This is a genomic window from Methylogaea oryzae (genome assembly GCF_019669985.1).
In the GTDB taxonomy this organism is placed as follows: domain Bacteria; phylum Pseudomonadota; class Gammaproteobacteria; order Methylococcales; family Methylococcaceae; genus Methylogaea; species Methylogaea oryzae.
Genome location: NZ_AP019782.1, coordinates 399,268 through 419,239, shown reverse-complemented (window position 1 = coordinate 419,239; position 19,972 = coordinate 399,268). Strand labels below are relative to the sequence as shown.

Genomic DNA, 19,972 nt, shown 5'->3' with positions numbered 1-19,972 from the left:
GCAATGGCTCATAAAAAAGCGGGCGGCAGCTCCCGTAACGGCCGCGATTCAGAATCCAAGCGACTTGGCGTCAAGATGTTCGGCGGCCAGGAAGTAAAGGCCGGCAGCATCATCGTGCGTCAGCGCGGTACCCATTTCCATCCGGGCGTCAACGTCGGCCTGGGCAGGGATCACACCCTGTTCGCACTCACCGACGGCCGGGTGCAGTTCATCGTCAAAGGCGCCAAGAACCGTAAATTCGTCAGCATCGTTCAAGGCTGACCGGCGCGCGGCGCCGGTCGCCGCCGTCGATGGTTCCCAACCGTCTTTAACTAAGGCCTCGTCAACGACGGGGCCTTTTTATTCAGTGCTATGAAATTCGTCGATCAAGCGGAAATACGGGTGGAAGCGGGCGATGGCGGCAACGGCTGCATCAGCTTCCGCCGGGAAAAATACATCCCCAACGGCGGCCCCAACGGCGGCGATGGCGGCGATGGCGGCAGCGTTTACCTGGTGGCCACGGAAAACCTCAACACCCTGGTGGATTTCCGCTTCAACAGCACCTACCGGGCCGAGCGCGGCCACAACGGCATGAGCAGCGACTGCACCGGCCACAAGGGGCATGACCTCCATGTGCGCGTGCCGGTGGGCACCATGGTCTACGACGTCGAAACCGACGAACTGATGGGCGACCTGGCCAAGGAAGGGCAAACCCTGCTGGTGGCCAAGGGCGGCTGGCACGGCCTCGGCAACACACGCTTCAAGAGCAGCACCAACCGCGCACCGGAAAAAGCCACCCCCGGCACGCCGGGCGAGCACCGCGTCTTGCGGCTGGAGCTGAAAGTGATCGCCGACGTGGGCCTGCTGGGCCTACCCAACGCCGGCAAATCCAGCTTGATACGCTCCGTTTCCTCGGCCAAGCCCAAAGTGGCCGACTATCCGTTCACGACGCTCTATCCCAATCTGGGAGTGGTGCGGGTGGACGAATTGCGCGGCTTCGTCATGGCCGACATTCCCGGCCTGATCGAAGGGGCCGCCGACGGAGCCGGCCTCGGCCTGAAGTTTCTCAAGCACCTGTCCCGCACGCGGCTGCTGCTGCACGTGCTGGACGTGGAACCCTACGAAACCATGGAACACCCGGTGGTGTCCGCCAAGAAGGTGATCGCGGAACTGGGCAAGTGGAGCCAGGAACTGCTGGATAAGCCGCGCTGGCTGGTGCTGAACAAGATCGACCGCTTGCAACCGGAACTGGTGGAGGAACGCTGCCGGGAAATCGTCGACGGCCTGGGCTGGACCGGCCCGGTCTACCGCATTTCCGCCATGAAGGGCGAAGGGCTCAAGGACTTAATCTACGGCGTCATGGCCTTCCTCGACCAGGAAAACGAAGCCGGCGATCAAAACGACCCTCAGCCCGAAGCCGCCCCGAACTCCGCGCCCTCCCCAGAGGATGGGGAAGAATAAGACGGCGGAGACGTTTACATGAAAAACAGAACCGACTTTCCCAACGCCGGCCGCGTCATCGTCAAAATCGGCAGCTCCCTGTTGACCGGTGGCGGCCGCGGCCTGGATCAGGCCGCCATCGGCGGCTGGGTGGCGCAAATCGCCCAACTGCGCCAAAGCGGCAAAGAGGTGGTGCTGGTATCCTCCGGCTCCGTGGCGGAGGGCATGAGCCGCCTGGGCTGGAGCAGCCGCCCGCAAACCCTGCACGAACTGCAGGCCGCCGCCGCGGTGGGCCAGATGGGCCTGATCCAAACCTACGAATCGCTGTTCAAGCAGCACGGCTTCCACGCCGCCCAGGTGCTGTTGACCCACGAGGACCTGTCCGACCGGCAGCGCTACCTCAACGCCCGCAGCACCCTGCTGACTCTGCTGGAGCTGGGCGTGGTGCCGGTCATCAACGAAAACGACACGGTGGCCACGGAGGAAATCCGCTTCGGCGACAACGACACCCTGGGCGCCCTGGTGGCCAACCTGGTGGAAGCGGACCTGCTCATCATCCTCACCGATCAAAACGGCTTGTACGACGCCGATCCGGGCCTGAAACCCGACGCCAAGCTCATCAGCCAGGCCAATATCAACGAGCCGGGCTTGTTGGAAATGGCCGGCGGCAGCCGCAGCGGACTGGGACGCGGCGGCATGTCCACCAAGGTCAGCGCCGCCAAGCTGGCCGGCCGCTCCGGCGCCGCCACCGTCATCGCCCCCGGGGCGGCGCAAGGCATACTGACGCGCGTCATGGGCGGCGAGGACGTCGGCACGTTCCTGGTGCCCGACCTGGAGCCGTTGGCGGCGCGCAAGCGCTGGCTGGCCGGCCGCTTGCAAGTCAAAGGCAGCCTCACTCTCGACGAAGGCGCGGCGCGCGTCCTGCTGGAAGCCGGCCGCAGCCTGCTGCCCATCGGCGTCATCGCCGTGGAGGGCAGTTTCCAGCGCGGCGAATTGGTGGCCTGCCGCGACCCGCAGGGCCGCGAAATCGCCCGCGGCCTGACCAACTACGGCAGCGACGAAGCCCGCCAGATCCTGCGCCAACCGAGCAATCGCATCGCCGAACTGCTGGGCTATGTGGACGAACCCGAGCTGATCCATCGGGACAATCTGGTACTGGTGTAACCCCCTTCGCTCCGCCGTATCCGCCGACACCCATGTTGCATAGCGATATCGACTGTGTATCCTTCCTGCGCCGCAAACCGTTGGCGGCGGCCGACGCAGGACGTTTTCCGCTCGCCCGCCCACTGAGCCCTTGAGGTTCATGCCTGTTCAACCAACCTGGCAACGCCAGCCCACAACAACTAGAAAAATGAACATCGAAAAATCCCTAGGCCTCGGCGCCAAGCCGCAAGACCCGGAAGCCGAACGCCAGCGTTTGCAGCTTTACATCAACCTCAAGCTGTCCTCCACCGGGCAACCGGCCGCGCACGCCGGCGACCACGAATTCATGTCCATCGCCCAGGATTTGCTGAAAAGCTACCGGGAAAAAAATCGCCTGCTGACCAACTACCTGTGTCCGGTGGACCGGCGCATCCAGGCGTTCCTCGACGGCTACCTGCAAGACTTGGGCGACGAAGGCCGCGTGCGGCTGCCCAGCAACAGCCTGGTGCTGGACCGCTACGGCGTGGCGCGCGAACTGTCCCTGCCGTCCGACAGCGACGTGTTCACCTCCGACATCGTCTCCAGCTACCGCGTGCGCCAGGGCATCCTGCACAACCCGGCCAACGACCGCCGCACCACCGAGGGCTCGTTCCACGTGGCCGAGGGCGGCTTGCCGGTACCGGGCGACAAAAAGTCCGTGCCCAAACTCGCCTTCGCCCGCCTCTTGGCCAGGGCCCTCAACCCGCCGGATGAATTGCTGCAACTGCCCTTTACCGCCAACGAGGAACGCAAGGCCAAGCTGTTCGTCTCCCTGCTGCTGCGCCCGGTGGTATGCCCGGAAATCCCGTCGGTGCAGCCGGAAAAAAGCATGGAAGTCCGCTGCTTCGCGCCGGGCAACCTGGTCAGCAACCTGGACTTTCTGGAAAGCATCTTCGGCAACGCCGGCAACCCCTACCTGCCGGAACACGACGCCGCCCTGGACGTGGAACGGTGGACCGGCCACACCGGCTGCATCATCCTCGCCCCCCACCTGGCGCGGATGACCAAGAAGGAACTGGGCCTGCCCCATTACGACCAAGCCACCGAGCGCCAACGCCGCGACGGCATGTGCTGGCAAAACGAAGACGAGCGCTACAACAACGGCAACGCCTTCAAAATCACCGCGCGGGACATGAACGGCGTTATCGTCACGGTCCTGGCCGACAACTACTACGGCTATTGCAAAAAGGAAGTCAAAACCCAAATCAGCTACGCCGCCAACCTGTTCGGGCTGTCGGAAGAAGAGCATGCCGGCGGCGCCCTGGCCTTCCCGCGCCACAACCACGGCGACGAATTCGGCGCCGACATCCGCACGCGGCAAAATCCGGAAACCTATTCCTTCGAAGCCATGGTGCAGCGCTACGGCGCGGTCATGGACGTGCAGCCGGAAGGCTATGCCGTCGACCGCAACCACCCGGACCTGATCTACGTGCCGCTGGATTTGCGCATGGACTTGCGCAGCCAAACCATCTGCTGGAATACCGCCGCCGGCAAGCAAAGCATCAAGCTGCGTCCCGGCAAGACCTATATGCAGCCCAACGGCTACAAGATCGAGATGCACAAGCACCCCGCCGCCCCGTCCTGGCGCTTGATCGGCACGGAAGCGGAAGGGGTTTTCTGCCACAAACCCTGCACCGTGTCGGGCGGCGGCAAGTCGGAAATTTCCAAATCCATCAACGACGCGGTCATCTACGGCCCGGTGTTCGTGCAGGAGTTCGAGAGCGACATGGACCAGGTCGCCGCCATCTTCAACCGCGATTACAGCGACCGGCTCAAGCCGGAATTCCGCCACGAAGACCGCGACCCGAGCCGCAAACCCCTGAGCGCCGAGCGCAGCCTGGGCTCCGTCATCAAGCTGCTGACTCCCTCTCCCAGCAACACCGAGGCGTACAACGCCTGGCTGGCGACGATTCCGCCGCGCATCCTATCCCAGGCCTTCATCATCAAGCGCTTCTACAAGCCCGAATGGGGCGACGACTGGCGCAAACGGCTGTCCGTCGACATCATCAACGGCACGCCGGGCAATGCGCTGAAGCTGGACGGCCGGGAACTGGCGGCGTCCTTCCTGCGCGTCGGCCTGGGCAAGCACGGCAACTGGCACACCTATAAAGTGCGGCAGGACTTCATCGCCACCGAAAAGGTGCAGATGGAGGACGACATCAGCGCTTCGGTGGTGGTGAGCCGCGACGTGCTCCCCAACCTGTCGCCCAAATCCTCCAACGCCAGCGTCAAGCTGGTGAAGAACTGCGAATACCGGCTGTTCCAACGGCCGGACGACGCCGTCCACCGCGGTTTCGACAAGCAAACCGAATTCGACATGGCGCAGCCGGGCAACTTCATGGCCAACTTCGAACCGCTCAACGGCGACACGCTGGCGGACATCGTCGAGGACGTGGTGGAGTTCCAAAAGTACACCGCGCCCATGCGCGACCTGCTGCAAGCCGCCCACGACAAGGGCGGCCAATACGTGGTGTCCTCGGCCAACCCGCGCCTGATCGGCGGCAAGCCCAGCAAGAATCCGCGCTATTTGCAGGTTCGGCCGGATTTGCAGAAGCCCATGCGCACCTATGTCGCCGAAATGGGCGCGCGGCTCAGCCGCCGGGTGCCGTTGGATCAGGCCTTGATCACGCCGGTCAACGCGGTCCTCACCGGCCGGCGCAACAACCCGCCGGAACCGGGCATCCGCCCCCTGGCGGTGTTCAACCCGATCCATTACCAGGAACTGCCCGAGCTGTTCATGGACTTCATTTGCAGCGTTACCGGCAAGTCGCCGTCTACCACCGGCGCGGGCAGCGAAGGCGCCCTGACCAAGGGGCCGTTCAACGCCCTGCGCGCCACGGCGGACCTCAACAACACACTGGTGTCCTTCATCGTCAGCGGCTACGCCGGTTTCTCCAGCGCGGCCGGCTACATCGGCCCCAACCGCCGCGTCGATCACGACATCAGCCTGCTGATCCCGGAAATCTGGGCGCGCCTGGAAGAACACGAACGCGATCCGCAGCGCATGATCCGGGAAGGCCATTTGGAGAAACTGGAAGACTTCGAATACGAAGGGAAAACGGTGCAAGCCAGCCGACTCGGCTACCGCATCACCGACCGCTTCGTCGCCGCCTTCATGGGCAAGATCTTCGACAACCCGGCGGTCGCCATGGACGAGGCCATCCTCAAGCCGGAAACCCAGGACATGGCCGTGTTCGTCGACGGCGTCAACAACATCGTCGAAGCGCAGCAGCAAGCCGCCCAGCACTACCTGGACGACGGCAGCATCGACGACGCCTGCCCGCCGCTCAAGGCGCTGCTCACCATCATGGCCACCGGCGCCTACCAGGGCAAAGACGTCCGCCACCCGGACATCCGCGAGTTGTTCACCCTGGACTATCTGCTGGCGTCCGACTGGTACCGGCAACGGCTGGAAACCAAGCAGCGGCGCGACATCGCCCTGTGGCAACGCCACTGCAGCGACCTCCAGCATTTCCTCGACCAGGAAAGCCACCAGGACGTGGCCGCGGAAATGGACATTGCCGGCCGTCTGCAAAAAGCCCAGGCGACGCTGGAACATATCAAATCGCCGGCTTATTTGCAGAGCCTCAAAGGCACCATCGGGGCCGACCTGCTGGAGGCCTGCCCAGGCTGAAGGAAGGGCGGCGCAGGGGCTGGCGCGCGCGGGCCCCGAGCCCGCCGGGCCGCACTTTTCCGCCGCATCTTCGGATATGCTAACGTTTATCGCGTCATTCCCCGCCCAATGCAAACAGAGGAGAAATCCATGCAATTACATAAATTCGCCGCGTTGATCATCGGCGCCGCGCTGGCCTATGCGCCGGCGTCCCAAGCCGCAGCGCAAGGAGAAAGGAAGCCGGCGAACAAGCACGCGGCAAAACCGGCGCCGGCAAAAGCCGCTCCGGCAAAGGCTGTCCAACCGCCCAAAGACAGCGCCGCGGTCCCGCCGTCGCCGGCAAAAGCCCCGACGGCTCCGGCACAGCCGCCCAAGCCCCCCCTCATTGATGAAGAAGAGGAAGAGGAAGGCGAATAAGCCGACGGCGTAACATGGGGGCTACGTCGGTCGGACGCAGCCCCGCAGCCGACAACTCGCGCGCGCCGGGCAGCCGCCCGGTTATTTAGCAACCGGCCGCTTTCAGCAAACCCAGGGAGCCAGCCACTTGCCACCCCCAAGCACCGATGGCCGCCCGAACTTCCTAACCCTAGCCTATGCCTTCGAAGGCGGCTTGGTGGGCGTCGCCTACGCGCTGGGCTGGATCGCCGGCATCACCCCGTTCTCGGACTTCCGTTTCGACGGTTCCGCCGTCAGCCACGGCATACTGGGTACGCTGCCCTTGCTGTTGTTGTTTTTCTGGACCTACCAACTCCCGCACCCGGAGCTGACAAAAATCAGGCGTTTCCTGTTGGATAGCCTGGCTCCGCAACTAGCCGCCTGCCGCGTGCATCAGCTGCTGGCGCTCGCCGCATTGGCAGGCTTGGGGGAAGAGGCATTGTTCCGCGGCGTCCTGCAACCCTGGGCCGAGGCTCATTGGGGCTGGGGCGCCGGTTTGATGCTAAGTAACGTGCTGTTCGGCCTGCTGCACTGCGTCACCCCGCTGTACGGCCTGCTCGCCCTTTTCACCGGAATCTACCTCGGCGTGATGCTGGACATCGGCGAAGAACGCAACCTGCTCACGCCCATGGTGGTGCATGGACTTTACGACTTCGTGGCTTTCTGGATAGTCATTCAAAGCTATCGCGCCGAGCAGTCGCAGCGTAACCGGCGGTAGTCGAGCGCGACATTCGCCGACGGCTGACGGCGAACCGCCCTCAGGCGGCGTCCAATAACTCGGACAGCCGCCCACTGTCCGCCGGGCCCGCCCAGTGCAGCTTGAAAACGCCGGAACGGGCGTACCCGGCGAACGCCTCATCCACCACGCCATCGGCCCGCAGGCGCTCCAGCGACGCATCGGCGGCGACGGCGACGGACTTCACCATCAACAGGTCCGTTGCGCCCAAGCGCGCCGCCAACCAGGCGGCCAAGCTATCGGAAGTGACGTTCCAACTGGCGGGAACGTCCGCGGCGTCCAGCTGTTGCAAATCGGGCAACCACAACGCCGCCTCCCCTTGCGCCAAGCGCGACTCCAGCCGTTCGACGTCAGCCTCCAGCGACAGCGCCGAACACAAGCCCTGGAGCATCCAAGCATATTGATGCATGGCAAGCAGCGCCATGGCGTGCGCCGCCCGGTCACCGAATGCAAAGGAATGTTGCGCGACGCGCACCGCGTCGGCGAAAGGGCCGCCGCCGGGCACGATCACCACACGCCCACGGCCATAGGCGGCCAGCGCTCGAAGCCAGCCTTCCAGGGCGTCGGAGCGGGTTAAGCTGCCGCCGAACTTAACGACCCACACGGTCGCACTCGGGCTTGGCCGTGTATTGCTGCAGCAGGGTGAGCAAGGCGGAAGCCTTGGCGTAGCACTCGCGATACTCCTCTTCCATCACCGAATCGGCAACGATGCCGCCGCCGGCCCAGAAGCGGATGGCGTGATCGGATTGGCACTGCGGCGTAGCGGAATGAACCAGGGTCCGAATGGCGATATTGGTGTCCATATTGCCGTCAAACCCCACATAACCGATGGCACCGCAGTATATGCCGCGCCGATTCGGCTCCAGTTCCTCGATGATTTCCATGGCGCGAACCTTCGGCGCGCCGGTAATGGAGCCGCCGGGGAAACAACCGCGCAACAGATCCAATGCATGCACACCGTCGGCCAGCTGGCCGCGCACCGTGCTGACCAGGTGATGGACGGTGGCGAAGCTTTCCACGTCGAACAATTTCGGCACGTGGACCGAACCGGGCCGGCAGCTTTTACCCAGGTCGTTGCGCAGCAAATCCACGATCATGAGATTTTCCGCCCGATCTTTTAGGCTGTCGCGCAACGCCTGGGCTTGGGCGAAATCCGCCGCGGAGTCGGCCCCGCGCGGTCGCGTGCCTTTGATGGGCTTGGTCTCCACCACGCCGTCCTGGACTTGCAGAAAGCGCTCGGGAGAGGAGCTGAGGGTCTGTACCTGAGGATGGTTAAGGTAGGCGCTGAACGGCGCGCAGTTGAGCCGGCGCAACTGGTGGTAGGCATGCCACGGACTGCCCTGGCAGGGCGCCGAGAAGCGCTGCGCCAAATTCACCTGATAACAATCGCCTTCGCGAATGTAGTGCTGGATGCGTTCGAAGGCCCGCGCGTAACGTTCGCGCGGCAAATTGGACACCACCTCGCCCAGCACACGGAATCCGCGCGGCTGCCAAGCCAGGGTCTGCACTTGGCTGAAAATGCGTTGGAGCTCGTTCCAGCGCGCCGCGGTGCGCGCATCGCGGCCCTGCCCCACCAGCCAGGAACGGCGTTCGCGATGGTCCACCACCACGGCCCAATCGTAGAGGCCGATCACCATGTCGGGTATGCGCTCTGCGTCCTCCGCCAGCGTCGGCAACGCCTCCAAGCGGCGCGCCAAGTCATAGCCGAAATAACCGATCGCCCCGCCGCAAAAAGGCAAACCGCCCTGTCGTTGAGCCGTTTCCCCCAGATAGGCGCGGACCAAATGGAAAGGGTCTTCGGGCGACAGGCGTATCTCGCCCTCGCTGCGAATTTCCGTGACTTTGCCACGGGTGGTCAGCGTGGCGTAGGGATCGGCCGCCAATATGTCGTAGCGGCCCTGGCGTCCTTGGGGCGTTCCGCTGTCGAGGAAAACCGCCCAGGGGCGCTCCGCCCAAGGAGTGAACAGCGCTGCGCTGTCTTCCGAATAAGGGAGTTCGCTAAGCAGAGGTGTCGTCACGATTTTAAACGCATCGCCAATTTCGCTACCGCCACCGCGGGCGCCACATCGGCCGCGCTCGGCGAAGCCGGCGAACCGGGTACGGAGTTAATCAAATCGCCTATATCCACATAAGGCCTGTCTAGGCGCTGCGCCAAGCGTTGCAACACGAACCGCCCGACGCCGGCGCCCACCAAGGGCGCGTCGCCGTGCAACGGTCCGCAAGACAGTTGCCTCAGGCAAGCCAAGTGCAACTTCTGCAACTGGCGCTCGCCGAAATAAGCGGCAACTTGGCGCCAAACGTCCAAAGCTTCGTCGCCCAAATCGCGCCCCAATAGCCGCGCGATGCGCCGCGCGCTGCCCTCGGGGGTTTTAGCGCCGCCGTCCGCTGCGGGCCATTGATCGGCGTGCTCGGGCAGTCGTCCCAACAACCGGTAAACATCGGCCATGGTAGCGAAATGTTCCGCCGCCAGCAAAACCATATCGCCGTCGAAAGGCGCCCGTTCCGCCACGGCCATCAGCGGCGTGCGTACCGCTCCCGTGTAAACCAGCTCCTCCTGCCGCAAGCGCTCGAAATCGCTATACCCTCGATAACGGACGGCACCGTCACGTATCGACAGGATGTCCGTCGTGGTGCTTCCCATGTCCACCAACAGCGCCGACGCTACCTGACTGGCGACAAATTCGGCCGTGGCCATCCAGTTGGCCGAGGCGACGGCGTCGCAGATTTCGTCCTCCGGCGGCTGGTGCGCCAAAAAAAATCCCCGCGGACCGGCATAGACCATCAAGGCGCGCGTGACAAGCAAGCGTTCCAACGCCGCCACGATCGTCCGCACGCCTGCTCTACGGCTGGCGAACGCATCCACCAGCTCCCCGGTCATGGTGATGGCGTGGCTTACCGGCCCGGTAGCGCCCAACGCGGTCAACACCCGCGGTAGCACGCTGTCCAGCTCCCCGATGCCTCGCCACAATGCGCAAGCCTCCTGCGCCGCCACCAGCACGCGCCCGTCCCGGTCCAAGCCTGCCGCCTTGATATGAGCGCCGCCAATGTCCCAACCCACCGTCTCAATAGCCATGCTTACCAATCCACCAACACCCTTCGACCGGCTTTTGCATCCACGCTGGGCAAACGGCCGGTTTCGTACAAATTCAATATCAATGCCGCCGGGTTGCAGGGTAACGCCCGCCCCAGCGCGGAATAAGACGATGTCAAACGCGGATTAATTTCCAACACCACCGGGCCGCTTGCCGTCTGTATGAAGTCCACGCCGGCATACCCCTCCAACTCGGGAACGGCGGCGGCGATTTGTCGCGTCAACATAGAATATTGTCCCACGTCGTCCGTGATCGCGTTCACTTCGCATCCGGTGAGTCGAAAAGCGCCTTCGTCGGACAACGCCATCGATTGACGGTTTACGGTTAAGAGAGCGGCGTCGCCCCGCCAGAACAGCGCGCAAAGGCTCAGCGGAGCGCCGTGTACGTATGGCTGTATCAGCCAGTCGTTGGACGCCGCCTCCGCGCTATAGTTTTCCAGCTGGGCGGGACTCTCGACCACGTAAGTGTCTTGGCAGCCCACCCCATCGTCGGGCTTGACGACCCGAGGCCAGGGCAGGCCTGCCGGCACTTCCCGGACGCGATAAGTCGGCACGGCAGGCACGCCGTGAGCCGTCAAACGATCGACCGTTTGCCGCTTGCTCGTCGCGAGCGACACGCCCCCAGGCGGACAATTCAATAGCCGGACGCCGGATTGCGCCACGTCGCGGCACACGTGAGACAATACCCCGCCAGTCTCCGGCGCAATCGGCCATACGGCGTCGCATCGCTCCAACGCCGCGCGCCAAAGGTTCCGGAAGGACAGCGCACTCTCCACCGGCATCAATTGAACGCGAGGGTGATCGGCGTATTCCGGCAACGGCAAGCGGCCGTCCCAAGGAACGACGAGGCTGACGCCGGCAATGGAAAGCAGGTCGCAGGCGAGCGAGACCGCCATCGCGCGCCCTTCCCGCACCAACCCGGGCGGTAGCTCCAGCCCGGCCAGTCCGCCGCCGGTGATATATTCGAACAACAGGATTTTCATAGGCGCTGAATGCAAGTCGTACCCGTCGTCGATTTGAAAAACGGGGCGGCGGTTCATGCCGTCAAAGGCCAACGCGACGATTACCGGGAGCTACGGAGCCGTCTGTGCGACAGCGCGGCCCCCATGGCGGTCGTAGAAGGCCTGTTGCGCTTTTACCCTTTCCGCTGCATATATCTGGCGGACTTAAACGCATTGACCGGACAGGGCGATAATCGCGCCGCAATCAACCACCTCGCCCATCAATTCCCCTGCGTCGAATTTTGGGTAGACCAAGGCTGGCCCGACAACGCCACAAACCTCCCCGCGAACCTAATCCCCATCCTGGGCAGCGAATCCATGGACACCGCATGCGTGAGGCAGCTAGCGTCGTGGCAACACCGCGCAATTCTCTCCTTGGATTTTTTCGGCGAACGTTACTCGGGTCCGTCGGAGCTTTTGGAAACCCCGCAGAGCTGGCCGCTCCGCATCATCCTGATGACGCTGGGGCGTGTCGGCAGCGGCGCCGGCCCCGACTGGCCGAAATTACAGCGGCACCTGCACCACTATCCTCAACATCGCTGGATCGCCGCGGGAGGCGTTCGCCACGCCGAAGATCTGAGCAAATTAGCGGACATGGGAGTATGGGCCTGCCTAATCGCTTCCAGCCTCCATCAAGGCGCCATAACCGCGGAAAACCTAAGCGTCTACGCCTAAACGCACTATCGTTGTCCAAACTGCGAGGCTTAGACGGACAAAAAAAGCCGGCACAAGGCCGGCTTTTTTTTCAGTGTAGCGTTCGCTACTCCGCGTTGCGATCCACCAATTCGATGTATGCCATCGGAGCTGCGTCGCCGGCGCGGAAACCGCACTTGAGGATACGCAAATAGCCACCGGGGCGCTGTTTGAAACGCGGACCCAGATCGCTGAACAACTTGCCGACAACTTCCTTATCGCGCAAACGTGCGAATGCCAAACGACGGTGGGATACGCTATCTTCTTTCGAAAGCGTAATCAGCGGCTCGGCGAAGCGACGCAGTTCTTTTGCCCTCGGCAGGGTGGTCTTGATGATTTCATGGCGAAACAAGGAAACCATCAAACCTTGGAGCAGCGACTTGCGTTGGCTGCTGTCCATGTTAAATTTTCTTCCGGCCTTACGGTGACGCATATTCTTTTATCTGCCTTGCTTAACTATCTAATTGGTTATGCAGCCCGGCTACGGTCCTTAAGGGATTCCGGCGGCCAATTCTCCAACCGCATGCCGAGTGAGAGACTTTTGGACGCCAACACGTCCTTAATCTCGGTCAGCGACTTCTTGCCCAGATTCGGAGTGCGCAGCAACTCGACTTCCGTACGCTGAATCAAATCCCCGATGTAGAAGATATTCTCAGCCTTGAGGCAGTTAGCCGAACGAACGGTGAGTTCGAGGTCGTCTACGGGACGCAACAGAATCGGATCGAATTCCGGCTTCTCGTCGTAGCTGGATACCGGCATCACCTCGCCCTTCAGCTCGACGAACACAGCAAGGTGCTCGACCAATATGCGGGCGGCCGCTTTGATCGTCTCTTCCGGGTCAACCGTGCCGTTGGTCTCGATATCGATGACCAATTTGTCCAGGTCCGTACGCTGTTCCACACGAGCGTTCTCGACGTTATAGGCGACGCGACGGATGGGGGAGAAAGAGGCATCGAGATGCAGCGTCCCCACCGCGCTGGACTCCATCGCGGCACGACGGTTCAGCGCGGTCTGGTAACCGCGGCCTTTTTCAACCTTCAGCGTCGCATTCAACTTTCCGGAATCGTTCAGCGTCGCCAGCACCAAATCGCCGTTAACGATTTCTACGTCGGGCCCGCCGACCAAATCAGCCGCAGTGACGACGCAGGGGCCGGTCTTGTCGACCCGGAGGATGGCCTGGCTCGCTCCGCCATGCAGCCTGACGGCCAAGTTTTTGAGGTTCAGCAAAATATCGATGACATCCTGCTCAACTCCTTCAATGGCGCCATATTCATGCAACACGCCTTCAATCTGCACCTCGGTGACCGCACATCCCGGAATCGAGGAAAGAAGTACGCGACGCAGCGAACTGCCAAGCGTGTGCCCATAACCCCGCTCCAGCGGCTCGATAACCACCCTGGCGGTGTGAGTCTTGGCTGACTGAATGTCGACCACTCGCGGCTTAAGCAACTCCCAGACTTGATTTTGCATCGGTAAACCTTGTTTGAGCCTTACTTCGAGTACAACTCAACGACCAACTGTTCGTTGATGGCGCTGCCTAACTCTGCTCTATCCGGAGCGCTCTTGAAAACGCCACGCAAGGCCGCGGTTTCGACGTCAACCCAATTCGGAAGACCATACTGCTCGGCATAGGCCATCGCATCGATAACCCGCTGCTGCTTCTTTGCGCGTTCGCGCACTTCAACAGTGGATCCAGCAGCAACCTGATAGGAAGCGATATTGATAACTTGCCCATCTACCGTTATGCCTTTGTGGCTCACCAGCTGGCGGGCTTCCGCACGCGTGGCCGCAAAGCCCATACGATAAACGACGTTATCCAGTCGGCTTTCCAGGATGTTCAGCAGGTTTTCACCGGTAGAACCCTTGCGGCTAGCGGCGACCTGATAGTAGTTGCGGAACTGCCGTTCCAAGACACCATAGATGCGACGAAGCTTTTGCTTCTCGCGCAGCTGCAAACCATAGTCAGACGTGCGCGTCTTGCGCAGGCCATGCTGTCCCGGGGGCTGGTCCAATTTGCACTTGGACTCAATCGCCTTACCGCGCGACTTCAGGAATAGATCCGTACCTTCGCGGCGGCTCAGTTTGCACTTCGGGCCAATGTATCTTGCCATTAAAACTCTCCAGCCAAATCAGACGCGACGTTTCTTGGGCGGACGGCAGCCGTTATGCGGAATCGGCGTTACGTCCTCGATGTTGGTAATCTTAAAGCCCAAATTGTTGAGCGAACGAACTGCCGACTCACGGCCGGGGCCGGGGCCTTTCACTCTGACGTCGAGATTTTTCAAACCGTATTCTTTCGCCTGAACGCCAGCGCGTTCCGCCGCCACCTGCGCCGCAAACGGGGTGCTCTTTCTGGAGCCACGGAACCCGGAGCCACCGGAGGTAGCCCATGCCAACGCATTGCCCTTGCGGTCGGTGATGGTGATTATGGTGTTGTTAAACGAGGCGGAGATGTGAGCGATCCCGTCGGAAACGTCCCGTTTAATGCGCTTTTTTGTGCGGCCTGCTGTTGCCATTTTTTAGTTACCCAGTGTTCGGCGAATCTACGCGATTACTTCTTGATCGGACGCCGCGGCCCCTTGCGGGTGCGGGCGTTAGTTTTCGTACGCTGACCGCGTACAGGCAAGCCGCGACGATGGCGGAACCCACGGTAGCAGCCCAGGTCCATCAAACGCTTGATGCTCATGGACACCTCGCGGCGCAGGTCGCCCTCAACCACGAATTTCGCAACCTCGACGCGCAGGGTTTCCACCTCCGCATCACTTAGGCTCTTGACCTTGGAAGCCGGGTCAATGCCCGCGCGCTCACAAATCATTTTCGAGCGAGTACGACCTATCCCATAAATTGCCGTAAGGGAGATCACGACGTGTTTATGGTCAGGAATATTTACGCCTGCAATACGTGCCATTTACATTTTTCTCCGCGACGATCGCGATAATTTGAAGCCAATTAACCTTGGCGCTGTTTATGCCGGGCCTCTGCGCAAATAACCCGAACCACGCCGTTACGCCGAACAATTTTGCAATTGCGGCACAATTTCTTTACCGATGCGCGTACTTTCATTTCTACTCGTTCCTTAGCGGCGAATCCGCGATTATCAACGTTTGGATTTAAGATTCGCTTTTTTAAGCAGCGACTCGTATTGGTGAGATATCAGATGGGACTGGACCTGACTGATAAAATCCATAACCACAACCACAATAATCATCAACGACGTGCCACCGAAATAAAACGGGACATTCCAGTACAAGATGAGAAATTCCGGAAGCAAGCACACCGCCGTAATGTATATACCGCCGGCCAAAGTGAGCCTGGACATCACGCCGTCAATGTAAGCGGCGGTCTGTTGGCCCGGACGAATGCCGGCGATGAATGCGCCAGACTTCTTCAGATTCTCGGCCGTTTCCTTGGTGTTGAACACCACCGCCGTGTAGAAGTAACAGAAGAAGATGATCGCAGCAGCATAGCACAGTATATAGATAGGCTGCCCCGGAGACAAGGCAGTGGCCACATCCTGCAACCAACCCATGTGCTCCGTGTTGGCAAACCAGCTAGCCACCGTGGCCGGGAACAAAATTATGCTGGAGGCGAAAATGGGCGGAATCACACCGGACATATTGATCTTCAACGGCAGGAAGCTCGCCTGCCCACCGCTAGCGCGGCCGCCATGCTGATTTTTCGGATAGTTGATCTGGATGCGGCGCTGCCCCCGCTCTACGTAAACTACGTAGGCAGTCACCGCCACCGCGACCACGAACAACCCGATAACGGCGAACGGACTCATTTCGCCCGTGCGGGCCAACTCCAGCGTGCCGCCGACAGCGGGAGGCAGGCCGGCAACGATACCCGCAAAGATGATGATGGAAATGCCGTTACCGATACCCCTCTCGGTGACCTGCTCCCCTAACCACATTAGGAACATCGTCCCGGCGACCAAGCTCAACGAGGTCACAAAAACAAATTGAAAGCCCGGAGTCGAAACCACCGGCAAGCCGCCGGCGGTCTGATTTTGCAACGCCATACCGACGCCGACCGACTGGAACGCCGCCAACACAACCGTCCCATAACGGGTATATTGGTTGATCTTCCTGCGCCCCGCCTCGCCTTCCTTCTTGGTCTCTTCCAGCTTCGGAATGACCATGGTCATCAGCTGCATGATGATAGACGCGGAAATATACGGCATGATGCCCAGCGCCAAGATACTCAGGCGCTTCAGCGCGCCGCCGGAGAACATGTTAAACATGTCCAATATCGAGCCGCCCTGCTGTTGAAACATCAGAGCCAGCGCCTTGGAATCGATTCCGGGAACCGGAATGTGGGCGCCGATGCGGTAAACGACCAGCGCACCTAGCACGAACAACAGACGCTGGCGAAGTTCCGCCAGTTTGCCGAAGCGATCGGCGCCGAAGGGGTTTGGCGTGCTCACCTTTAGGCCTCGACTTTTCCGCCAGCCTGTTCGATGGCCGCTTTGGCACCCGCAGTAACGGCAACACCTTTTACCGTAAGGGCTTTCGCGATCACGCCGGTGTTTATGATCTTCACGCGCTTCGCATTAGATGCAACCAGGCCGGCATCCTTCAGCGCAGCGATGGTCACTTCACCTTCCAGACGAGCGACATCCGACAAGCGCACCTCGGCGGAAAAAGGCTTCATGGGAGAGTTGAAGCCGACCTTCGGCAGCCGTCTCTGCAGCGGCATCTGACCGCCTTCGAAGCCGACTTTATGGTAGCCGCCAGCGCGAGCCTTCTGACCCTTATGACCCTTGCCACTGGTTTTACCCAACGTACTGCCAATCCCGCGACCAAGACGCACGCGATCCGGGCGACTTCCTTCTTCCGCTCTTAAATTGTTCAGACGCATATCACTGCTCCTCGACGCGAACCATGTAGGACACCTTGGCAATCATGCCTCGAGTGCACGGGGTGTCTTCGACTTCCACGGTGTTGTGGATCTTGCGAATCCCCAAACCAATAAGACACGCCTGATGGCTGGCCTTGCGGCCGTGCTTACTTTTAATCAACGTCACACGCAATTTGGAAGCCATGATCTTAGCCCGTAATTTCTTCAACCGTCAGGCCGCGCTTCGCCGCAATTTGCTTCGGGTCGCGAACCATGTTCAACCCTTCGAGCGTGGCACGAACCACGTTGATGGGATTATTAGAGCCGATGCACTTCGCCAAAACGTTGTGAATTCCCACAACCTCAAACACAGCGCGCATTGGGCCGCCAGCGATGATCCCGGTACCTTCCGAAGCAGGCTGCATGTGAACCTTAGCCGCGCCACACTCCGCAGTCACCGCATGATGCAGGGTCGTGCCGTTTAGGCGAACCTTACGCATGTTCTTCTTGGCCTGCTCCATGGACTTTTGTATAGCAACCGGCACTTCGCGCGCCTTCGCAAGACCATATCCAACCTGACCGTTGCCATCGCCGACCACCGTCAGGGCGGTGAAGCCAAATACACGGCCGCCTTTCACCACCTTCGCTACGCGGCGTACCGCGACCAATTTTTCCTGAAGGGTGCCCGCGCCTGCAGCGGCGGAACCTTGATTACTTTGAGCTCTAGGGGTAGCCATGGTGAACCTCAGAATTGAAGGCCAGCTTCGCGGGCCGCGTCAGCCAGAGCTTTCACCCGGCCATGATATTTAAAGCCGGAGCGATCAAAAGCCACCTTGGTTACACCAGCAGCGGTTGCACGTTCTCCAATTGCCTTACCTACGGCCACCGCGGCCGACGAGTTACCCGTATGCGCGCCAGCCAGAGCTTTGCGCACCTCGGGATCGAGCGTGGAGGCGGATGCCATCACCGTCGCGCCATCTGCGCTGAATACCTGCGCGTAGATGTGGCTTGGGGTGCGATGAATCGTTAGACGGTTAGCGCCTAAGCGCTTAATGGAAGCTCGGGCCTTTACAGCACGACGCCTACGGGACGCTTTCTTATCCATGGTATGAAACTTTATTTCTTCTTGGCTTCTTTACGCACAATAATTTCGTCCGAATAACGGATGCCCTTGCCTTTATAAGGCTCGGGACCACGAAACGCTCTTATATTTGCGGCCACCTGGCCTACGACCTGCCGATCGCACCCCTTCACGAGGATTTCCGTTTGGCTTGGAGTCTCAACAGTAATTCCGGCGGGTGCCTCGAATTCGATGGGATGAGAGTATCCAAGAGACAAGCTGACCGTAGAACCTTTTGCCTGCGCTCTGTAACCGACGCCGACCATGGTCAACTTACGCTCGAACCCCTCCGACACGCCCTTGACCATATTAGCCAGGATCGCGCGCGCGGTTCCCGCTTGTTGAGTAGAGCTCCCGTCGGAAGGCAGCGCCACCTTGGCAACACCTGCGTCAACGATGATTTCCACAGAAGAATTGACCGCTTGAGACAAAGTCCCTTTCGGCCCCTTAACCGTAAGCTGCCCGGAAGTGAAGCTCACTTCCACGCCCTTCGGCAATACGACAGGATTTTTAGCTACCCGAGACATGAAAACTCACCTTAAGGCTTATGCCACCAGACAAATCACTTCGCCGCCCAAGGACTGGGCGCGAGCAGCGCGATCCGTCATCACGCCCTTAGAAGTGGATACAACAGCTACACCGAGACCACCCATAACCTTAGGCAACTCGTCCTTGGACCGATAGATACGCAGCCCTGGGCGACTTACGCGCTTAACCATCTCGATTACGGGGACTCCGTGATGGTATTTCAACGTGACGCTCAAGCGTTCCTTGCCGTTCTCGTTGGAAGCCGAAAAACCGCTGATGTAGCCTTCAGCCGCGAGCACCTTGCAAAGCGCCTTTTTTTGTTTAGAGGACGGCATGCTCACCTCGGCCTTTCCGGCCATCTGGCCGTTACGAATCCGGGTCAACATATCCGCGATGGGGTCGGTCATGCTCATAGTAATATTCTTCGCTGAATCAATTGCTTGAAGGGTGCTCTTTTACCAGCTGGCCTTGGTAACACCAGGCACATCGCCGCGCATCACGGCAGCACGAAGCATATTACGGCCAAGCCCGAACTTGCGGTAATACCCATGCGGGCGCCCGGTCAGGGAGCAACGGTTTCTCGCACGGCAGGCCGACGAATCCCGCGGCAGTTTCTGCAGAGCTACGGTGGCGACGTGCTTCTGCTCAAAGCTGGCCGTCTGGCTGCTGATAATCGCCTTTAGCTCTTTGCGCTTTGCAGCGTGCTTGTCGGCCAGTTTCGCCCGTTTTACTTCGCGGGCTTTCATCGACTTCTTAGCCATACCTATTATTCGCTCTTGGTCCGGAAAGGAAACTTGAACATTTCCAACAACGCCCGAGCCTCTTCGTCGCCGCGAGCAGTCGTCGTAATAGTGATATCAAGACCGCGCAGCGCGTCGATCTTGTCGTAATCGATTTCCGGGAAAATAATCTGTTCCTTCACGCCCATGGAGTAGCTGCCGCGACCATCAAACGAGCGCGGATTCAACCCACGGAAATCCCGAACACGCGGCATTGCGACATTGATTAGGCGATCCAGAAACTCGTACATGCGCTCGCGACGCAGAGTAACTTTGCAACCGATGGGCATTCCGTCGCGGATTTTGAACCCGGCGATGGACTTGCGCGCGATCGTGGCGACCGGCTTTTGCCCACTGATTTTCGCCAAATCTTCGATAGCTGCCTGCAGGATTTTCTTGTCCGCCACCGCTTCGCCAACACCCATATTCAGGGTAATTTTCGTAATGCGGGGCACCTGCATGATGCTGCTATAGCCGAAACGCGTCATCAGCGCAGGGCGGATTTCTTCATTATATGTTTTTTGCAACCTAGCCAT

26 protein-coding genes are annotated in these 19,972 nt (G+C 60.6%); 7 read left to right on the top strand and 19 right to left on the bottom strand.

All coding sequences use genetic code 11. The features are described 5' to 3' along the window. Nucleotides 1-3 precede the first annotated feature (3 nt). The 6 genes from rpmA to K5607_RS02140 all read left to right on the top strand — a co-directional run bounded on the left by rpmA (nt 4) and on the right by K5607_RS02140 (nt 7,367). Nucleotides 4-261, top strand: a complete 258-nt coding sequence (gene rpmA, locus K5607_RS02165) for a 50S ribosomal protein L27 (RefSeq protein WP_221048056.1) — start codon at nt 4-6, stop codon at nt 259-261. Between the two features lie 90 nt (nt 262-351). Beyond that, entirely contained in the window at nt 352-1,440 is a 1,089-nt protein-coding gene (cgtA, locus tag K5607_RS02160) for an Obg family GTPase CgtA (protein WP_221048055.1), read from the top strand. A gap of 18 nt (nt 1,441-1,458) precedes the next feature. After that, nucleotides 1,459-2,583, top strand: coding sequence for a glutamate 5-kinase (gene proB, locus K5607_RS02155; protein ID WP_221048054.1), 1,125 nt, complete (start codon nt 1,459-1,461; stop codon nt 2,581-2,583). Between the two features lie 187 nt (nt 2,584-2,770). Beyond that, nucleotides 2,771-6,235: a PPi-type phosphoenolpyruvate carboxykinase family protein gene (locus K5607_RS02150; protein ID WP_221048053.1), complete on the top strand. Its 3,465-nt coding sequence runs from the start codon at nt 2,771-2,773 to the stop codon at nt 6,233-6,235. Between the two features lie 129 nt (nt 6,236-6,364). Continuing rightward, complete coding sequence (locus tag K5607_RS02145; protein ID WP_221048052.1) at nt 6,365-6,631, top strand: hypothetical protein; 267 nt, start codon at nt 6,365-6,367, stop codon at nt 6,629-6,631. Between the two features lie 127 nt (nt 6,632-6,758). Beyond that, a complete protein-coding gene (locus tag K5607_RS02140; RefSeq protein WP_054772825.1) occupies nt 6,759-7,367 on the top strand; it encodes a CPBP family intramembrane glutamic endopeptidase in 609 nt (202 codons plus the stop codon). A 40-nt stretch (nt 7,368-7,407) separates the two neighbouring features. Here K5607_RS02140 and K5607_RS02135 read toward each other — a convergent pair whose 3' ends face one another. Genes K5607_RS02135 through K5607_RS02120 form a run of 4 tightly spaced genes read right to left on the bottom strand, consistent with a single transcriptional unit; the run spans nt 7,408 to nt 11,459 of the window. Further along, nucleotides 7,408-7,989 (bottom strand): amino acid kinase family protein, encoded by a 582-nt coding sequence (locus K5607_RS02135; RefSeq protein WP_156302288.1) that lies wholly within the window; start codon nt 7,987-7,989, stop codon nt 7,408-7,410. After that, the gene (pabB, locus tag K5607_RS02130) at nt 7,976-9,403 is read right to left on the bottom strand and encodes an aminodeoxychorismate synthase component I (RefSeq protein ID WP_221048051.1); all 1,428 of its coding nucleotides are present in this window, start codon (nt 9,401-9,403) and stop codon (nt 7,976-7,978) included. The genes K5607_RS02135 and pabB overlap by 14 nt, the downstream gene beginning before the upstream one ends. Then, a complete protein-coding gene (locus tag K5607_RS02125; RefSeq protein ID WP_221048050.1) occupies nt 9,400-10,458 on the bottom strand; it encodes a hydantoinase/oxoprolinase family protein in 1,059 nt (352 codons plus the stop codon). Before K5607_RS02125 ends, pabB begins: the two co-directional genes overlap by 4 nt. Nucleotides 10,459-10,460: 2 nt before the next feature. Then, nucleotides 10,461-11,459: an ATP-grasp domain-containing protein gene (locus K5607_RS02120; protein ID WP_054772822.1), complete on the bottom strand. Its 999-nt coding sequence runs from the start codon at nt 11,457-11,459 to the stop codon at nt 10,461-10,463. Nucleotides 11,460-11,468: 9 nt separating this feature from the next. Here K5607_RS02120 and K5607_RS02115 point away from each other — a divergent pair, with 9 nt between their 5' ends. Beyond that, a complete protein-coding gene (locus tag K5607_RS02115) occupies nt 11,469-12,152 on the top strand; it encodes a HisA/HisF-related TIM barrel protein (RefSeq protein ID WP_054772821.1) in 684 nt (227 codons plus the stop codon). 85 nt (nt 12,153-12,237) lie between these two features. Here the strand turns inward: K5607_RS02115 and rplQ are convergent, their stop codons facing one another. Genes rplQ through rplE form a run of 15 tightly spaced genes read right to left on the bottom strand, consistent with a single transcriptional unit; the run spans nt 12,238 to nt 19,972 of the window. Continuing rightward, the gene (gene rplQ / locus K5607_RS02110) at nt 12,238-12,603 is read right to left on the bottom strand and encodes a 50S ribosomal protein L17 (protein WP_054772820.1); all 366 of its coding nucleotides are present in this window, start codon (nt 12,601-12,603) and stop codon (nt 12,238-12,240) included. A 35-nt stretch (nt 12,604-12,638) separates the two neighbouring features. Continuing rightward, nucleotides 12,639-13,640 carry a DNA-directed RNA polymerase subunit alpha gene (locus tag K5607_RS02105; protein ID WP_054772819.1) on the bottom strand — a complete coding sequence of 334 codons (1,002 nt, stop codon included), beginning with the start codon at nt 13,638-13,640 and terminating at the stop codon, nt 12,639-12,641. A 20-nt stretch (nt 13,641-13,660) separates the two neighbouring features. Next, entirely contained in the window at nt 13,661-14,281 is a 621-nt protein-coding gene (rpsD, locus tag K5607_RS02100; protein ID WP_054772818.1) for a 30S ribosomal protein S4, read from the bottom strand. 18 nt (nt 14,282-14,299) lie between these two features. Further along, entirely contained in the window at nt 14,300-14,686 is a 387-nt protein-coding gene (gene rpsK / locus K5607_RS02095; RefSeq protein WP_054772817.1) for a 30S ribosomal protein S11, read from the bottom strand. 35 nt (nt 14,687-14,721) lie between these two features. Continuing rightward, nucleotides 14,722-15,078: a 30S ribosomal protein S13 gene (gene rpsM, locus K5607_RS02090; protein ID WP_054772816.1), complete on the bottom strand. Its 357-nt coding sequence runs from the start codon at nt 15,076-15,078 to the stop codon at nt 14,722-14,724. Nucleotides 15,079-15,119: 41 nt separating this feature from the next. Further along, on the bottom strand, nt 15,120-15,233 hold the full coding sequence (gene rpmJ / locus K5607_RS02085) for a 50S ribosomal protein L36 (protein ID WP_082411344.1): 114 nt from the start codon (nt 15,231-15,233) through the stop codon (nt 15,120-15,122). Nucleotides 15,234-15,267: 34 nt separating this feature from the next. Continuing rightward, the gene (gene secY / locus K5607_RS02080; RefSeq protein WP_054772815.1) at nt 15,268-16,596 is read right to left on the bottom strand and encodes a preprotein translocase subunit SecY; all 1,329 of its coding nucleotides are present in this window, start codon (nt 16,594-16,596) and stop codon (nt 15,268-15,270) included. 2 nt (nt 16,597-16,598) lie between these two features. Then, nucleotides 16,599-17,030, bottom strand: a complete 432-nt coding sequence (rplO, locus tag K5607_RS02075; RefSeq protein ID WP_054772814.1) for a 50S ribosomal protein L15 — start codon at nt 17,028-17,030, stop codon at nt 16,599-16,601. A 1-nt stretch (nt 17,031) separates the two neighbouring features. Further along, nucleotides 17,032-17,214 (bottom strand): 50S ribosomal protein L30, encoded by a 183-nt coding sequence (gene rpmD, locus K5607_RS02070; RefSeq protein ID WP_221048049.1) that lies wholly within the window; start codon nt 17,212-17,214, stop codon nt 17,032-17,034. Nucleotides 17,215-17,218: 4 nt separating this feature from the next. Beyond that, a complete protein-coding gene (gene rpsE / locus K5607_RS02065) occupies nt 17,219-17,746 on the bottom strand; it encodes a 30S ribosomal protein S5 (protein ID WP_054772813.1) in 528 nt (175 codons plus the stop codon). Between the two features lie 8 nt (nt 17,747-17,754). Then, entirely contained in the window at nt 17,755-18,114 is a 360-nt protein-coding gene (gene rplR / locus K5607_RS02060; RefSeq protein WP_054772812.1) for a 50S ribosomal protein L18, read from the bottom strand. An 11-nt stretch (nt 18,115-18,125) separates the two neighbouring features. Beyond that, nucleotides 18,126-18,656 carry a 50S ribosomal protein L6 gene (gene rplF / locus K5607_RS02055; protein ID WP_054772811.1) on the bottom strand — a complete coding sequence of 177 codons (531 nt, stop codon included), beginning with the start codon at nt 18,654-18,656 and terminating at the stop codon, nt 18,126-18,128. 18 nt (nt 18,657-18,674) lie between these two features. Continuing rightward, nucleotides 18,675-19,070: a 30S ribosomal protein S8 gene (gene rpsH, locus K5607_RS02050; RefSeq protein WP_054772810.1), complete on the bottom strand. Its 396-nt coding sequence runs from the start codon at nt 19,068-19,070 to the stop codon at nt 18,675-18,677. Between the two features lie 42 nt (nt 19,071-19,112). Next, nucleotides 19,113-19,418 carry a 30S ribosomal protein S14 gene (rpsN, locus tag K5607_RS02045; RefSeq protein WP_054772809.1) on the bottom strand — a complete coding sequence of 102 codons (306 nt, stop codon included), beginning with the start codon at nt 19,416-19,418 and terminating at the stop codon, nt 19,113-19,115. 5 nt (nt 19,419-19,423) lie between these two features. Beyond that, complete coding sequence (rplE, locus tag K5607_RS02040) at nt 19,424-19,972, bottom strand: 50S ribosomal protein L5 (protein ID WP_054772808.1); 549 nt, start codon at nt 19,970-19,972, stop codon at nt 19,424-19,426.

Coding starts and splice junctions, on each gene's coding strand:
- rplR (WP_054772812.1), bottom strand. CDS start 18,114: ATGGATAAGAAAGCGTCCCGTAGGCGTCGTGCTGTAAAGGCCCGAGCT.
- rplE (WP_054772808.1), bottom strand. CDS start 19,972: ATGGCTAGGTTGCAAAAAACATATAATGAAGAAATCCGCCCTGCGCTG.
- K5607_RS02120 (WP_054772822.1), bottom strand. CDS start 11,459: ATGAAAATCCTGTTGTTCGAATATATCACCGGCGGCGGACTGGCCGGG.
- rpsE (WP_054772813.1), bottom strand. CDS start 17,746: ATGGCTACCCCTAGAGCTCAAAGTAATCAAGGTTCCGCCGCTGCAGGC.
- rplQ (WP_054772820.1), bottom strand. CDS start 12,603: ATGCGTCACCGTAAGGCCGGAAGAAAATTTAACATGGACAGCAGCCAA.
- rpsD (WP_054772818.1), bottom strand. CDS start 14,281: ATGGCAAGATACATTGGCCCGAAGTGCAAACTGAGCCGCCGCGAAGGT.
- rpsH (WP_054772810.1), bottom strand. CDS start 19,070: ATGAGCATGACCGACCCCATCGCGGATATGTTGACCCGGATTCGTAAC.
- rpmD (WP_221048049.1), bottom strand. CDS start 17,214: ATGGCTTCCAAATTGCGTGTGACGTTGATTAAAAGTAAGCACGGCCGC.
- K5607_RS02150 (WP_221048053.1), top strand. CDS start 2,771: ATGAACATCGAAAAATCCCTAGGCCTCGGCGCCAAGCCGCAAGACCCG.
- rpmA (WP_221048056.1), top strand. CDS start 4: ATGGCTCATAAAAAAGCGGGCGGCAGCTCCCGTAACGGCCGCGATTCA.
- rplF (WP_054772811.1), bottom strand. CDS start 18,656: ATGTCTCGGGTAGCTAAAAATCCTGTCGTATTGCCGAAGGGCGTGGAA.
- proB (WP_221048054.1), top strand. CDS start 1,459: ATGAAAAACAGAACCGACTTTCCCAACGCCGGCCGCGTCATCGTCAAA.
- rpsM (WP_054772816.1), bottom strand. CDS start 15,078: ATGGCACGTATTGCAGGCGTAAATATTCCTGACCATAAACACGTCGTG.
- rpmJ (WP_082411344.1), bottom strand. CDS start 15,233: ATGAAAGTACGCGCATCGGTAAAGAAATTGTGCCGCAATTGCAAAATT.
- cgtA (WP_221048055.1), top strand. CDS start 352: ATGAAATTCGTCGATCAAGCGGAAATACGGGTGGAAGCGGGCGATGGC.
- K5607_RS02125 (WP_221048050.1), bottom strand. CDS start 10,458: ATGGCTATTGAGACGGTGGGTTGGGACATTGGCGGCGCTCATATCAAG.
- rpsK (WP_054772817.1), bottom strand. CDS start 14,686: ATGGCAACAGCAGGCCGCACAAAAAAGCGCATTAAACGGGACGTTTCC.
- rpsN (WP_054772809.1), bottom strand. CDS start 19,418: ATGGCTAAGAAGTCGATGAAAGCCCGCGAAGTAAAACGGGCGAAACTG.
- K5607_RS02115 (WP_054772821.1), top strand. CDS start 11,469: ATGCAAGTCGTACCCGTCGTCGATTTGAAAAACGGGGCGGCGGTTCAT.
- K5607_RS02145 (WP_221048052.1), top strand. CDS start 6,365: ATGCAATTACATAAATTCGCCGCGTTGATCATCGGCGCCGCGCTGGCC.
- K5607_RS02105 (WP_054772819.1), bottom strand. CDS start 13,640: ATGCAAAATCAAGTCTGGGAGTTGCTTAAGCCGCGAGTGGTCGACATT.
- rplO (WP_054772814.1), bottom strand. CDS start 17,030: ATGCGTCTGAACAATTTAAGAGCGGAAGAAGGAAGTCGCCCGGATCGC.